The 15524-nt window shown below is 38.3% G+C and carries 11 protein-coding genes; all 11 read right to left on the bottom strand.

What is annotated here, in order from left to right:
• Positions 1 to 117: 117 nt before the first annotated feature.
• Positions 118 to 2109 (bottom strand): heavy metal translocating P-type ATPase, encoded by a 1992-nt coding sequence (locus CPT03_RS12900; protein ID WP_099439236.1) that lies wholly within the window; start codon positions 2107 to 2109, stop codon positions 118 to 120.
• 46 nt (positions 2110 to 2155) lie between these two features.
• Complete coding sequence (locus CPT03_RS12905; protein WP_099439237.1) at positions 2156 to 2587, bottom strand: Fur family transcriptional regulator; 432 nt, start codon at positions 2585 to 2587, stop codon at positions 2156 to 2158.
• 25 nt (positions 2588 to 2612) lie between these two features.
• Positions 2613 to 3080: a VOC family protein gene (locus tag CPT03_RS12910; protein WP_245869832.1), complete on the bottom strand. Its 468-nt coding sequence runs from the start codon at positions 3078 to 3080 to the stop codon at positions 2613 to 2615.
• A 9-nt stretch (positions 3081 to 3089) separates the two neighbouring features.
• Positions 3090 to 3716: a class I SAM-dependent methyltransferase gene (locus tag CPT03_RS12915; protein WP_099439238.1), complete on the bottom strand. Its 627-nt coding sequence runs from the start codon at positions 3714 to 3716 to the stop codon at positions 3090 to 3092.
• A 37-nt stretch (positions 3717 to 3753) separates the two neighbouring features.
• Positions 3754 to 5340, bottom strand: coding sequence for a CotH kinase family protein (locus CPT03_RS12920; protein WP_099439239.1), 1587 nt, complete (start codon positions 5338 to 5340; stop codon positions 3754 to 3756).
• A gap of 80 nt (positions 5341 to 5420) precedes the next feature.
• Positions 5421 to 6347, bottom strand: coding sequence for a TIGR01777 family oxidoreductase (locus CPT03_RS12925; protein ID WP_099439240.1), 927 nt, complete (start codon positions 6345 to 6347; stop codon positions 5421 to 5423).
• A gap of 5 nt (positions 6348 to 6352) precedes the next feature.
• A complete protein-coding gene (locus tag CPT03_RS12930; RefSeq protein WP_099439241.1) occupies positions 6353 to 7174 on the bottom strand; it encodes a DUF393 domain-containing protein in 822 nt (273 codons plus the stop codon).
• Positions 7175 to 7417: 243 nt separating this feature from the next.
• The gene (locus CPT03_RS12935) at positions 7418 to 7960 is read right to left on the bottom strand and encodes a tetratricopeptide repeat protein (protein WP_099439242.1); all 543 of its coding nucleotides are present in this window, start codon (positions 7958 to 7960) and stop codon (positions 7418 to 7420) included.
• Positions 7961 to 7995: 35 nt separating this feature from the next.
• Positions 7996 to 9903 carry a 1,4-alpha-glucan branching protein GlgB gene (gene glgB, locus CPT03_RS12940; protein WP_099439243.1) on the bottom strand — a complete coding sequence of 636 codons (1908 nt, stop codon included), beginning with the start codon at positions 9901 to 9903 and terminating at the stop codon, positions 7996 to 7998.
• Positions 9903 to 12359 carry a glycoside hydrolase family 31 protein gene (locus tag CPT03_RS12945; protein ID WP_099439244.1) on the bottom strand — a complete coding sequence of 819 codons (2457 nt, stop codon included), beginning with the start codon at positions 12357 to 12359 and terminating at the stop codon, positions 9903 to 9905. The genes glgB and CPT03_RS12945 overlap by 1 nt, the downstream gene beginning before the upstream one ends.
• 210 nt (positions 12360 to 12569) lie before the next feature.
• Positions 12570 to 15467 (bottom strand): TonB-dependent receptor, encoded by a 2898-nt coding sequence (locus CPT03_RS12950; RefSeq protein WP_099439245.1) that lies wholly within the window; start codon positions 15465 to 15467, stop codon positions 12570 to 12572.
• Positions 15468 to 15524 lie beyond the last annotated feature (57 nt).

Below are 15524 nucleotides of genomic sequence, written 5' to 3' on the forward strand. Positions count from 1 at the left end.
AGGTTAAAAATCGGAAAAAACAGCATTTAAATATCAAAACAAACCTTTGCGCAATATTTTTAATGTTTCTGCTACTTTTTTAGAAAATCAAAAAAAAATTATAAGAGCAGTACGATATTAGAATTTAATGTTCTGTATTCGTACCGCATTTAGGATAGCCAGCAGCGCAACACCCACATCGGCAATTACAGCTTCCCATAATGTAGCTATGCCCCCGGCACCTAAAATCAGGACGGCTACCTTTACAATCATAGCCAATGAAATATTTTGCCAAACTATGCTTCGGGTAATTTTACCAATCTTTATGGCCGTTACAATCTTAGATGGTTGATCATTCTGAATCACAATATCAGCAGTTTCAATAGTCGCATCACTACCCAACCCACCCATAGCAATTCCGGCATCGGCCAATGCCACAACCGGCGCATCGTTTACCCCATCTCCAATAAAAGCAATTTTTAAACTTTTGTCTTTAAGCTCCTGCACCTTTTGTACCTTATTTTCAGGTAAAAGATCGCCAAATGCCTCATCAATACCTAAAAAGGACGCAACTTTGCTTACAACGCTTTGTTTATCGCCACTTAGCATTACAGTTTTAATACTAAGCGCATGCATATCTGCAATTGCCTGTTTGGCATCTTCTTTCACTTCATCAGCAATGGTTATATAACCGGTATAGCTATTATCTATAGCTATAACAACCACACTATCGGTAATCTCATTTATAGCATTATCATAAGCTACATTGAATTTTTTAAGCAATTTCGCATTCCCTGCAAGCACTTCCTTTCCATCCACAATACCTTTTAAGCCATGACCGGCAATTTCTTCGACCTTATCAGTTTTTATTTCCGAAATTATATCTCCAGCATATTGTTTAACAGCCAGGGCAATGGGATGCGTTGATTTACTTTCTAGCGCGGCCGCTATTCGGACAAGCTCTTTTTCATTATATCCATTAGCTGTTATTACTTGCTGAACATCAAAAACTCCTTTGGTAAGCGTTCCTGTTTTATCCATTACCACAGTATTTACAGTAGTAATTACATCCAGAAAGTTAGACCCTTTAAAGAGTATACCATTTTTAGATGCAAGACCAATTCCTCCAAAATATCCCAAAGGTATCGAAACCACCAGGGCACAAGGACAGCTGATAACCAAAAACACCAACCCTCTGTACAACCAATCACTAAAGTTATAATCGGCTACAAAAAAATAAGGAACAGCAACAACAAGAACAGCAAGTAAAAATACAATTGGAGTATATACCTTGGCAAAACGCGAAATAAATAATTGCGTTTGAGATTTCCTGGCAGTAGCATCCTGCACCATTTCAAGAATTTTACTCAGCTTACTATCTTTAAATAGAGCAGTAACTTTTAATTCAGCAAGCTGATTTAAGTTAATCATACCAGCAAGTACAGTTTCCCCTGTCTCTTTGTTGTCAGGTTTACTTTCGCCAGTTAAAGCAGCGGTATTAAATGTTGCCTTTTCTGATATCAATACTCCATCAAGCGCTACTTTTTCACCAGGCTTAACCTGTATAATTTCATCAATCTGAACCGCAGCAGGCAACACATTAATTACCTTTCCATCCCTAATTACATCTACACTGTCTGGTCTGATATCGAGCAAAGCCTTAATACTTCGCTTCGCATTGCTAACGGCCGAATCCTGAAACCACTCTCCTATAGAATAGAATACCATTACAGCAACACCCTCGCTATAAGATCCAATTGCAAAAGCACCAATAGTAGCTACGCTCATCAGGAAAAACTCATTAAAAAAGTCAAGCCTTATTGCTTTTCTAAAAGCAAGTGCAAGCACGTTATAGCCTGCAAGCAAATAGGCAGGAACAAACACCGCTAACTGAATAATATTGTTAAACACAATACCGAATCCATACTCCAACACCATCATAACCACTATAATGGCCAGTGAGGTTAATAATGGCCAATGGCCTATTAAGCCAGATGGTTCCTCGGCCCCATGATGGTGCCCGTCATCATCAGAATGTTCGTGCTGATGATTGTCTTTTTGATTGTTTATGGTTCCTTTTTTTGGTTCCTCAGTCGAGCAGCAACCACTATGATGATTTGATAATTGCATAACTTTAATATATATAGCCAAAGGTAAAGGCTACAGCTATGCAATACTATTGCAAAGGTATGGATGGATTACACTGATCACATATTCCTTTAATGATGAGGTTCATTTCCTGGCGAAAAAAATTAATTGGCAAAGATATATCAGGTATCTGGGTGTTCGGCAAACAAAATGTTTCCTTGCACGTATTACAATAAAAATGAACATGGAGGTCATGATGATTTTTCCCGTCACAATCTTCTTCGCATAAAGCGTATTTGGTAGCACCGGTACCATCCTCTATACTATGAACCAAGCCCTTTTCTTCAAAAGTTTTTAATGTTCTGTAAAGCGTAATCCTGTCAGATGGTGCCATCCCCCTTTCAAGATCATTTAAGCTAATGGCTGCATTTTGCTTGGTTAAAAAGTCTAGCACCAACAATCGCATAGCAGTAGGATTAACATCCTTTACTTTCAATTTATTCTCTATGTCTATTATCATATGCGCTATTTTTTTCCAAATCCTGTTATTTATAGTCGTCGTTTACTTCAAGCCAATGTCCATCCGGATCTTTAAAATAAACTTGTTTTATTCCGTCAACTCTTAAAGTAACCGCCTTGCGTGTTCCTGCCCAATCTTCAAATTCAATTTTCTTAACATTAAGCAGAGTAATAAATTTGTCCACAGAAGGCACGCTAAAACACAAATGCTCATTCTTATCATGCTCTACATTGGCTTTTGCACCCTGAATTAAATGCAAATGCCCGGCAGGGCCTAATGAGAACCAGGTATGTCTGCCATCTTTAAATGGCTCCGGTATTATTTCAAGGTCAAAAACATCTTTATAAAATGCGGTTGATTTAGCCAGATCAGTAACATACACTGCAATATGATTTAGAACTGCTCCTTGTTGCTTCTTTTCTGCCTGAGCCATTGATTTTTGAAACGGGGTTAACATTACCAAACTTAAAACGATTATTGTAAGGGTTTTCATATAGAATGATTAGGATTTCTTGAACAAGATGGTTAAAATTCTTGGAATATCTGTTCTGTTATTGTCATCAAAATACTCCTCAACATCAACCAAAGTCAGTCCGTGCTTTTTACCGGCCTGAATAAAATCAGATATATTATGGTTAAAGCAATCTACCAGTTGTTTACCATCTTCTGTATCAAATCTGGCTTTAGTACCGGTATACTGCTTATATGGATGCAATTCACCAACATACACGTAACCCTCCGGGTTTAAAGATTTAGATACCTGGTTAAAAACATAATCAAGATTCTCAATATGCTCCAATATCAAACTAAAAGTTACCAGGTCGTATAGACCATCCCTAAAGTTCCAGCGGGCAGTAATATCTGCCTGTTTAAAATCAACCCTGTTAGATGTTATTTTATCTTTTGCTCTGGCCAGCATTTGATCTGAAAGATCAACAGCCGTAATCATTGCTGCTTTTCCAATAAGCCATTCAGTATTTTTTCCTGTCCCGCAGCCAATCTCCAAAACCTTATTAAATGGAACACGGGCAAGGCATAATTTTAGGGCCAAGCCCTCCAGATCTCTTGTTTTATTATCGTTAGTATCGTATTGTGCAGCCCAGATGTTATAAGCTTGTTTAGTATTCATAGCACAAAAATAACAAAAATCCCTCCTATTTCTTACCCTATTGATATTCGCTGCTGTTGAATTTTGTATCCAACCATTCGATATGCCTTGTTAGGAAATTTTTCAGATAAGCAACTTCTCCTGCATATGATCCCGATACCTGAAGTTCTAAATACGACTGTCTTTTTAAGATATCCCATTTAATAAAATTCCTGACCTGCGAAACCGCTAGCTTTTTGGCTAGTGGGGCAGTTGCATCGGGCACCGTATTTATTTTTGCCTTCAGTTCGTTCCATCGTTCTCTTATTCTACGCCTAAAGCCTGGGTCCTCCATCAATCTTTTAAACCATATCTTAGGTTCAAATGCTGAGTTAGACATTAGCCCATTTACCTGGTCACCCAAACGATTATCGTTATTTGCCGCCTTATCAAAATCCCAAACCGGACCGACATAAATTTTATCGTCGTTACGTTTTTTAAACATATAAGTGCTTCTAAATGCATCAGGATTACCTATAACTTCATTTACAATGTAAAAATCTACATAGCTATTTACATCAAAATACTTTCTGTAGCCATTTACCGGATCCGTAAAGTTTATCGAATATAAAGCATCCTCAAATTTCTGAAAATGATTTTTGATATAATCCTTTTGCTGCTGACTGATCTTATCTTCGTCAGGATACTTAATTACAAAAGGCATATTCTTTTGCGTCTTAAAATATACCGGCTCACCATCGGCAAATAGATCCTGCTCTATCAGGTATCCACCCGCAAGATCTGGTAAAGCTGTAGTACCATCGGGTTGCTCCTCAATATCAACAAGCCCTTTACCTTCTTTAATCTGTTCAGTTAGCTGATAATTACCAATAAACGACCCATTTAAATATACCTCAACATATCTTGAATTTGGTGTAAAAGCACGCCCCATATTCCGGCTTAGCATAAAGGCAAGCTCATTGCGCATTAATGTTTTGTCGGCATAATTGGCTAAAAGCACCCAGTTTTTACTCTCTGCCATACCCAGCAAGCCGGCTTTCTTATCAAGCTTAATACGATAAGGCTTTTTAGGCATATCATACCAGGTCGAATTGCCTCTTCCCTTTATTTCCGTTTTACCTTCGTAAACTACGTCTTTAAAATTGCTCACTAACTTTAAAGAACCCATAATATAGGTTTCTTTGCTGGTAATAGGAACATTATTTGTATTGATATAAAGTGCAGCTATCCCATTATCAGTAAACTTAACAAAATAGGTTTTTTTGGTATTGTCTTCGGCTACCACGCTATAGCTTACCAAATGAGTAAAGTCATTAATTGTTGTGTCACTTTTCTGAACCACATCGCCTACCAATATCTTTGCACCATCATAAGTAAAGGAAGGTATAAGCTTACTAATGTCTGTTCCTGCAAATGCCCTGGCATATATGGTATCACCTACAATCTCGCCATCAATGTCTTTTACCAGAACACTGTTCTTCAATGCACTGAATCTAAAAATTTTTAATTGCTTGTCGCTTTTAGGTATTACCGGTGGGTCTTCATGTTTTTCATCTTTTTTACAGGAAGAAATTACAATAAGTACTGATAAGATAAACATCAATTTGCACCAGTTCTTACCAGATTTTAAAGCTCTGCAGGTCATAAGGTTTAGTGTATTTGGCTATTCAAGATAGGAATTATTTCCAAATACCCTCAAACGCAGAACACTTTAAAGACTAAGCATCATATTCTTATGCTCAAAATATCATGAATTGCATGTTTTGCATTTGGGAACTGAAAAATAAAGCCTGACTCAAGCAAGCGCTTAGGCGCCACCCACCTGCTCTTTAAAACCAGTTCTGTTTCTGAGCCTATTAAAAGCATTCCTATTTCCAATAACCATTGTGGACTGGGTAATCCAAAAGGAATACCATAAGTACTCCGTATTAAACTCATTAGTTCTGTATTTTTAACTGCCTGTGGGGCAACACAATTAACAACACCAACCAGTTCTTCATTATTTATTAACCATTCTGTACATCTGGCCACATCGTACTCATGAATCCAGGAAACATACTGCTGACCATCACCCTGGCTACCACCTAAACCGAATTTAACCAAATTAAGCAGTCGAGGGAACACGCTATCATGTCTACCCAATACAATACCCATTCTTAACGCAACTTTACGTGTCAAAGGTGTTTCAGTTTCAAAAAATGAACCTTCCCATTGTTTGCACACATCTATAGAAAAACCATAGCCAATTTCTCCTGTATATTCATCTTGTTCATGATCTTCCGCATGGCGATAAATCGTTGCAGAAGTCACATTAATCCAAAGTTTTGGAGGGTTAGCCATCTCTGCTATTACTTTATTTAACAATCTCGTAGGAACTGTTCTCGAAGCAATGATCTCGTCCCTGTTCTTTTTGTTGTAACGGCAGTTTACATTTTTCCCGCAAAGATTAATCAGCATGTCTGAACCATTAAGCGCTTCTATCCATAGCCCCTCTGTTTTTCCATCCCATAAAACTGTTTCCACATTACCTTCAACAGGTTTATTTTTTCTGCTGAGTATTATTACCTGAGTGGCAATAGTTTTATAATAGTTAGCTAAAACATTCCCCAGATAACCGTTGCCTCCGGCCAATACTATTTTTGCATATTTCATATTCTTTAGATAAACAAGATCAGTAAAAGAACAATTATTCTGTACAGTACCCAGGTTAAGGTAGGTATATATCCTAACTTTAAAATGCCCATTCTTCTCAAATGTTCCAGAAACATAATACCAGCTACTCCCATAAAGTAAATGACGTAAAAAAGAGCAGGCAATACCAGGAACTTAGCTGTTAACAATGCAGGAAGCAACAATAAAGAACCGGCAAAAGATATCGTCATCATATTACCCAGATATTCCCATTTCTTATCCCAAGCTAGAATACCCACTACGATGGCCTGAAAAACAATCTGCCCACCACAAATAAAATATTCTCTGTAAGCATCCCCGACCGGCATCAAATCTTTTAATAAACCAGCATAATGTGTAAGGATAAGGCTAGCCATGAACCAGGTAAATAATAGATACGCAATGCGATACTTCAATTTAAAGGTAGGCTGAATGGCAAAGCTGTCTTTTGTAATTTCTGCTGGTATTATTACCTTCCTGTTATAAGATACAAAGGCATACACTTTACTCATTATCCAGATAAAAGGCTTAAGAGAAAACAGTGGACCTAAAAATGGGATTGAATTTGCAAGCACTTTAAACAGGCTATGTATGCCATAACTTACCTGCCCTGTTTCAGTATCAACCAGTGCAATTTCATTAACTGCCCTTTGCTGATCCACATAAGGACAAACATTTTGAGGCATGTTCTGATAAGGTTGTGCTCCCGTAGGATCAAGCATTCCAACCTTAGTAAAACCCTTAGTATACAGCTTACACATAGGGCATTCCGCATCAAAAAGGATCAAATGGTTTTTTAAGCTTTTCATAGATCAAATGTAACAATAAATTATTAAACTTTCAAAAATTACTGAAAGTTTAATATAAAATACATTTAAAATATTTAATTATTCCAGTTTCTTATTGATGTACATCTAAAAAATTTTATTTCCAAAATATTGAGAGGGTATTAATAGGGTTCTTATAGGGAGTTAATAGGGACAAAAGCGTATCAGAACCCTAGCAACTCCTTATCAAGACCATGAAAAAGCCTACCTGAGAAATCTTTTTACTTACAATTTACCTGAAAGTTCTTTTGCTTTTTCGTAATTCGGAGTGCCTTGAGGAATTTTGGATAACCAAATTAAGGCCTCTTTTTTATTGTCTTGTTTAATATAACTCAATGCCACATAGTAGGCTGCATCGTATTTAAATGCCGACTCTCCTTCATACAATTTTTTTAGTACTGTTCTTGCCTCATGTTCCTGAGAATTCTTTATCAATGTAATTGAAAAATAGTATGACAGCAATGGATCCTGAGGGTTACTCATGTATTCTGTTTGCATTATTTTACGCGCTGCAGTGTAATCTCCTGAGTTATATAACTCGGCAGCTTTAGTAAGCACTCCTGCACTTTCTCCACGCTCGGTTACCGACATTTGTTTACTAATAGCGAATTTGTTATACAAACCAGAAGACCATGGTGCCCAAATAAACAAGCTTATTATTAAAACCACAGCTACACTACCCCATATGATATAAGATTTATAGTTAGCTTTTTTAATAGGAATTTCTGCCTGCTTACCTTCTTCCGAAAAATGTATATTCTGAGTCATTTACGAATTATAATAAAAATACTGAAAACAAAGATCTACTTGGCTTGCTTTAAAACCAATGCCCCTAAGGGTGGAATATTTAAAGAAATAGAATACTCCCTACCATGGCAGGTCTCTTGTAGAGGAAGCAATACGTCTTCATTCAACTTTCCGCTTCCAAAAAACTCTTTAGCATCTGTATTGAATATTTCTTTCCATTTGGCTTTAAATGGTAAACCTACAAGGTAGTTCTCGCGGTAAACAGGAGTAAGATTCAGAATCACAATCAGTGTATCCTTTGCTTTTAAACCTTTTCTAATGTAAATGTAAACGGAATGCTGTGCATCATCTGCATTGATCCACTCAAAGCCTTCATGCGAAAAGCTATGCTCATACAGAGCTGGTTCAGATTTATATAACTTATTAATAGCCCTTACGGTTTTCTGCATTCCTAAATGAGGAGGATGTTGTAGCAGGTGCCAATCTAACGAGTTCTTAAAATCCCATTCATGGGTTTGAGCAAACTCATTACCCATAAAAAGCAATTTTGTGCCCGGTTGTGTAAACATATAAGCATAAAGTACACGCAGATTGGCAAATTTTTGCCACTCATCGCCAGGCATTTTATAAATCATAGAAGATTTGCCATGCACTACCTCATCATGAGAAAAAGGCAACATAAAGTTCTCACTAAAGGCATAAGTAATGCTAAAAGTGAGTTGATGATGATGGTATTTTCGGTTAACAGGATCGTTTTTAAAGTATTTTAACGTATCATTCATCCAGCCCATCATCCATTTCATTCCAAAACCCAGTCCGCCGGCGAATACAGGATGGGTTACTCCCGGATAAGTACTGCTTTCTTCAGCAATGGTATGTATGCCTTCAAAGGAACCATATACGGCTTCGTTAAGGTCTTTAAGAAACAATGTTGCACCAAGGTTCTCGCTACCGCCAAACTCATTTGTAGCAGCTTCTTCGGCCTTTCTGGAGAAATCAAAGTAAAGCATAGATGCTACAGCATCTACACGTAAACCATCGGCATGGAACTTATCCAACCAGTACATTGCATTACTGATCAGGAAAGACCGCACCTCGTTTCTGTCGTAATTAAAGATGTATGATTTCCAATCGGGATGAAATCCTTTACGCATATCAGCATGCTCATACAAATGAGTACCATCAAACTTAAAAAGTCCATGTGCATCACCTGGGAAATGCGAAGGAACCCAGTCTAATATAACACCTATATTGTTTTTATGCAGCTCCTCTATCAGGAACATTAACTCCTGTGGGGTTCCATGTCTGGAACTTGCGGCAAAGTAACCTGTAATCTGGTATCCCCATGAAGGGTAATATGGATATTCCATGATAGGCATAAGTTCTACATGGGTAAAGCCCATATCCAGTACATAAGGCACCAGGCTTACTGCTATTTCTTTATAGGTTAATACCCTTTTGGGTTCTGATGGATCGCGCTGCCATGAGCCGAGGTGCACTTCATAAACCGACATTGGCTTATTTAATACATTAACTTTTGGGCGCTTGTTGAGCCATGTTTTATCCTTCCAGGCGTAATCAGTATCCCAAACAATGGAAGCAGTTCTTGGTGGATGCTCCCATTTAGTAGCAAAAGGGTCACCTTTTTCTATATCGGTACCATCAAATCCTTTAATGGCATATTTATATACTTCACCTTTACCAATGTTTGGAATAAAGCCCTCCCATATACCAGAAGAATCTAATCGTCTGTTAAGTTGGTGTGATGTTTTATTCCATTGGTTAAAATTGCCGGTTACATTTACCGCCTGGGCATTAGGTGCCCAGACAGCAAAATAAGTTCCGTTAGTATTGTTGTGCTGTATCAGGTGTGCACCAAATTTCTCATACAGCCTAAAATGCTTGCCTGAAATAAATAATGAGATATCAAAATCGCTAAATAAACTATAGGCAAGCACTTCCATTAATTATAGATTTTTATTGTGGTGAAATTTTTATTTGATTTAAAACGTAAGCAATTAAGCTCATCCAAAGCATAATCGGTTATTTCAATATCATCAACCGTGATCTTATTTACGTTGAATGGTAAGCCAACAATGTTATAATTGTACAACTCGTAATTAGGAGTATACAAACCGCTTCTGGTCTGCTCAATGGTTAAAGCATACTGCGTTCCTTTAACACTGAACTTTTTCTCTGAGTAAATGTCCTGCTCATAAGCAAAAGTATCGCCATGATCTTCGAACAGAAATGAGTTCACTTCATATTCAGAAAAATAAACATTCAGTAGCACTTCGTCTACATCCTTCTCGCCAACGTATTGCATTACAGGATATTCAGGTATTACTGAGCCTGCTCTTACAAACAATGGCATATGATCCAGAGGTGTTGCAATGCTGTGCTCACTTTCGCCTGTTAATATTTCGTGTGTCCAGAAATTATACCATTTTCCCTTCGGCAAGTAAACCATACGGGATGCTGCACCTTGCTCTAAAACCGGACAAACCAATATTTTATCGCCAAATGTGAACTCATCCTGACGGTACCCATTGCTGATGTTTTCCTGCTCAAGCATTACCAATGGTCTTAAAATAGGGAAACCATAACGGTGATGCTCCCAGAATACGGAATACAGATAAGGAAGCAACCTGTATCTTAATTCTATATATGTTCTGTTGATACTGGTGTATGGCTCACCGAAGCTCCATGGCTCTCTTTCGGCAGTATCACCTGCAGAATGGGCACGCATAAATGGAGAGAATGTACCCAACTGTATCCATCTTGTAAACAATTCCGGATCAGGTTCTCCGCTAAAACCGCCTATATCTGTTCCGCAGAAAGGTACACCTGAAACAGACATACGCTGACATTGGATATTTCCAATTTTTAAATGTTCCCATGTAGCCACATTGTCGCCTGTCCACACACAACCATAGCGTTGCATACCAGAATACCCTGCACGGGTAATGGTAAACGGACGCTTATTGCGCATTAGCTTTTTCAGTCCGTCGTAAGTTGAGCGAACCATCTGCATGCCATAAACATTATGGGCTTTGCGGTGCGAGCCTCTGTAACCATCATAATTGTGGCGTACATCGTTAGGGAATGTACCAGAGCCAAATACTGCAGGCTCATTCATATCATTCCATACTCCGGCGACACCAATATCTACAAGTTCTTTGTACAAGTTACCCCACCACTCTCTAACGGTTGGATTGGTAAAATCTGGGAACTGACACCGGCCAGGCCAAACATGTCCTTCCATGAAATAGTCGTCACTACGGCGGCAGAAGTAATTGTTTTCTTTACCTTCTTTAAATACCCAATAGTTGTCATCAACCTTGATACCCGGATCTATCATTACAACAGTTTTGAAACCATCGTTAGCAAGTTCCTTAATCATTCTTTTCGGATCTGGGAAATGGCTTTTGTTCCAGGTAAAACAACGATAGCCGTCCATATAATCAATATCCAGATAAATGGCATCGCAAGGGATGTTACGTGATCTGAACCCATCCGCTATTTCCTTAACCTTTTTTTCAGGGTAATAGCTCCACCTGCACTGGTGATAACCTAAGGCCCATTTTGGAGGCATTGGATGGGTTCCCGTTAAGGTCTGGTATCTTTTTACCACGTCCATCATATGCGGCCCGTGGATGTAGTAATATTGCAATTCGCCGCCATCTGCCCAGAAGCTGGTTTTCGAGTTGTCTTCTCTTCCAAAATCAAAGTAAGAACGGAAAGTATTATCGAAGAAAATCCCATATGCAGCCTGTTCATTTACGCCAACGTAAAAAGGAATGGTGCGGTATAAAGGATCCTGATCCCATCCAAATGAGTATGCATCGGTATTCCAGTTTTGAAAATGACGCCCTCTAAGGTTCATGTTTCCTGATTTATCTCCGAGACCATAGAAGTTCTCTTCTGCTCCGCATTTTTTAGTGGCATAAACATAGTAACCACCAAACTCTATGTTTTCTTCCCAGTGCATAGGTGTAGCATCCTCACTCATCACCTTATGATTCAGGTTATCAGTAAATGAGATATGAAAATCGTCTTTTTTCACCTTACAGGTAACGGTATTGGTTGATATTGCGTAATGGTCCTGAAGCTCTTCGAACTTAAATGTGGTAACTTTCTGATCAACCACCGGAACGGCATAAGAGAAATCATCCAGAAAAACACCATGAGGCGCAAGTCTAACTCTAATAATCTCGTCGCTTACTACTCTTATTTCCACTTTTGCATCGCCATCGGCAAAGAAAAACTTGTTTCCTGCGGTAGTAACACTTTGTACAGGGCTAAGGTATTTTTTAACTATGGGTTTTATATCCGTTACCGGATTGTTTAAGTGCTGTATCGGTGCATCAACAGTTTCCTTAGTAATTATATTGTTTATTAATTCTTTATTTTCTTCCATGAAAAATCGCTTTAGTAAAAATTCTCTCCCCTGTTGATCATGTAGCGTATTGCATAACAGATCGTGTATTTTATACAACTAAAGTGTTAAAATTTCTATTAAAACCAAAGGATTATTATCATATAAAAATATACTTATTAAAAAAAGCGCCTGTATTGATACAAGCGCTTTATAAAACTAATTAAATGAGTGGAGTTTTATTAATTTATTTTATGGGTTAAATGTAAATCCTACATAGTAAAGCGCACCTATTGAAGGGTTACCATACGAAGTGAAGTAATATTTATTTAAAATATTTGAACCTCCAAGTTTGATCATTGATTTTACTGAAGGTATTTTTAAGTTAACCTGAGCATCGATGGTACTAAATGAAGGCACATCTCCTGATGCAAAAGACGAATTCCAGTAAAACTTATCCTGCCAGCGGTAATTTACATTGAAACCAAAGTTTTTAATGATCTCTTTGTTACCAAGGCCAAGGTTATATCTCACTTCCGGTGTATTAAAGTCGTTGATATAATCAGCAGGAAGATCGCCCAATTTATTGTACGATACATTTCCACTTAAGTTATAACCTCCGATTAAATAGTCCAGTCCTAATGCACCTCCATAAGAAGTTACTTTGCCTGTTGCATTTACAGGTGCGCCAAATTTAGAAAATGAATTGTCCGGATTCCGCTGAAAAACATCTACCGCTGTAATGAAGTCTTTATAGGTATTGTAATAAGCGTAGGCATCTATCAGGAATCTTGAGCCTAATAATCCTTTATAACCCACCTCGTAAGCCTGAACACTCTCTGGACGAACTCCTCTCGGATCAAAATTGTATTGTTTTAAGATTGTAGGATCTGGCGTTCCTGCTGCAACCGATGCAAGGAATGCACGGTAACTTACATCAGTAAAAGGAATATTTGTGGTAAGCATATTGTATTTGTTCAGCATGCTTGGTATTCCACCAATAAGTCGCTGTAAGCCCCCAGCCACAGAAAGGTCAATATACTGGTTCTGGGTTGTTGGATTACGGTAACCTGTTTGAAAGGAAACCCTGATGTTATTATCTGGTGCAACTGTAAGTACTCCTGATACTCTTGGTGTAAAGCGTCCGTCAAAATTAGAGCTTTTATCATACCTTCCAGATACAGCCAGTTTAAACTTATCAGCAAACATCTTTTTAGCGATCTGAGCAAATGCACCATACTCATTGATGTCAATTTTATGGTTAAGATCATCAAAAATAGTTCCGCCTGAACGCAATTGGTAAATGCGGTAGGATGCACCAACCTGCAATTCCACTACATTATTAAGTGCATTTGAGAAATTGTACATACCCTCGTAGTGATACAAATTGGTTTTATCATCAAATCTTGCACCTGTACCAGAAGCAATTGTACTGTTTACGATTTTATCTTTTGCAGCCTCAAACTGTGGGCTACCAGGTACAAAACGCCCCTGATCGGCAACGTTTCTTGCAGCGGCGTGGGCCTGTGCATCAGTAATTCCTGGAGTTGTAAGTTTTGCTCCGATATAGGTACTGATGTATTCAGGATACCATGCTTGTGATTTTTTTGAAGCCTCGTTAATGAACGCACCCAAAATAGAAGAAATATAAGAATCACCGGAACGTTCCTGTGTGGTATACCCCCTAACAAAGAAATCCTGTCCTTTTAGTTCTAATTTATACTGTCCGATGCTAAAGTTACGCAATGAGTATCTGTCGGAACCTGTATAAACCGAAGTACCTGACCCCCAGTTTACCTGAGCAATACCCTCTATTGTAGGTGTAAACCTGTAGTGTAATGAACCAGATGCTTTAAGTGATTGGGTATTGTAATCAACCAGTGCATTTTCATTATAACCAGTTCTTGTTACTTCCTGATTTGGAAGAATGGCAGAATTTTTAAGTCCGAAATAGAATGGCAGATACTGATTAGTTACTGCTGGGCGCAAAGGAGCCGGCACATTCGCATTTATAAAACCTATATACTGCGGATAACTGGTTCCCGCAGGAAGGTTGTCGAGTACAGTTTTTGGATTAAATGCACCTCCGGATGCTGCTAAAATACCAGCACGTATTGTAGGCTCAATGCTTTGCTGAACTACACTGCGCATATTTTGCGAACTTTCATCACCATAAACGTTTATACCATCGTAAGCCGGATCTGATCGGTCGCCTGCTTTAAAAGCACGACCCGTACGATCAAAGTTACTATAGTTGTCTGCCTGCCAGTCTTTAGCCTGTAGGTATGAAAATGTAGCTTTTACAGCAAACTTGTTATTCCATGCTTTTGCCATCCGCACATCTAACTGATTGTACTGCTGATTTCCGGTATTATCATCATTTATATGATTAATTCCTGATTTAAAAGAAAAGCTTGCACCCTGGTAATCGAAAGGGCTTTTTGAAGTCATAAGCATGGTACCGCTAATACCACCGGCACCATATAGTGCCGAAGATGCTCCCGGAAGCAACTCCACGTTGTCTAGATCAAGATCTGAAATACCAATAATGTTACCTACCGAGAAATTTAACCCTGGCGCCTGATTATCCATTCCGTCAACAAGCTGATTAAAACGGGTATTACCATTAGAGTTAAACCCTCTGGTATTTATTGATTTAAAAGTTAAACTCTGTGCACTGATCTCAACCCCCTTCATATTGGTAAGGGCATCATAAAATGATGGTGCAGATAGTTCTTTTAATACCGCCGGTCCCATCCGCTCTACAGATACCGGTGATTCCAGAATACGCTCAGGAGTTCTTGATGCAGAAATAACTACCTCCTGCCCCAGAACAGTAGTGGTTTCTATTTCAAAATCTAAATTTGAGGTATTCCCTGTTACTTCTTTCTCGATTGAGGCGTAACCAACATAAGAAATAACGATTGTAAATGGAGCAGCCTGCTTAACCGTAAGGGTATATTTACCATTCGTGTTTGTTGCCGTTGCTATTGTAGTGCCTTTGACAGTAATCCCAACACCTGGTATTGGTTCCTTAGTGGCTTTATCTGAAACAGTTCCACTAATGATTACATTTTGTGCTTGTGCTATCAAGACGGACATGGAAAGCAACAAAAATGTAAAGATTGCTTTTGTAAAAGTTTTATTCATGCAGTTAATTTATATAAGGTTAATTTATTATAAATATAATACATTAATTTAATTTTC

This window comes from Pedobacter ginsengisoli (genome assembly GCF_002736205.1).
Lineage (GTDB): Bacteria > Bacteroidota > Bacteroidia > Sphingobacteriales > Sphingobacteriaceae > Pedobacter > Pedobacter ginsengisoli_A.

What these genes read in the sequence shown, in the direction of transcription:
- CPT03_RS12900 (WP_099439236.1), bottom strand. Translation starts at nt 2,109, where the DNA reads ATGCAATTATCAAATCATCATAGTGGTTGCTGCTCGACTGAGGAACCA.
- CPT03_RS12905 (WP_099439237.1), bottom strand. Translation starts at nt 2,587, where the DNA reads ATGATAATAGACATAGAGAATAAATTGAAAGTAAAGGATGTTAATCCT.
- CPT03_RS12910 (WP_245869832.1), bottom strand. Translation starts at nt 3,080, where the DNA reads ATGAAAACCCTTACAATAATCGTTTTAAGTTTGGTAATGTTAACCCCG.
- CPT03_RS12915 (WP_099439238.1), bottom strand. Translation starts at nt 3,716, where the DNA reads ATGAATACTAAACAAGCTTATAACATCTGGGCTGCACAATACGATACT.
- CPT03_RS12920 (WP_099439239.1), bottom strand. Translation starts at nt 5,340, where the DNA reads ATGACCTGCAGAGCTTTAAAATCTGGTAAGAACTGGTGCAAATTGATG.
- CPT03_RS12925 (WP_099439240.1), bottom strand. Translation starts at nt 6,347, where the DNA reads ATGAAATATGCAAAAATAGTATTGGCCGGAGGCAACGGTTATCTGGGG.
- CPT03_RS12930 (WP_099439241.1), bottom strand. Translation starts at nt 7,174, where the DNA reads ATGAAAAGCTTAAAAAACCATTTGATCCTTTTTGATGCGGAATGCCCT.
- CPT03_RS12935 (WP_099439242.1), bottom strand. Translation starts at nt 7,960, where the DNA reads ATGACTCAGAATATACATTTTTCGGAAGAAGGTAAGCAGGCAGAAATT.
- glgB (WP_099439243.1), bottom strand. Translation starts at nt 9,903, where the DNA reads ATGGAAGTGCTTGCCTATAGTTTATTTAGCGATTTTGATATCTCATTA.
- CPT03_RS12945 (WP_099439244.1), bottom strand. Translation starts at nt 12,359, where the DNA reads ATGGAAGAAAATAAAGAATTAATAAACAATATAATTACTAAGGAAACT.
- CPT03_RS12950 (WP_099439245.1), bottom strand. Translation starts at nt 15,467, where the DNA reads ATGAATAAAACTTTTACAAAAGCAATCTTTACATTTTTGTTGCTTTCC.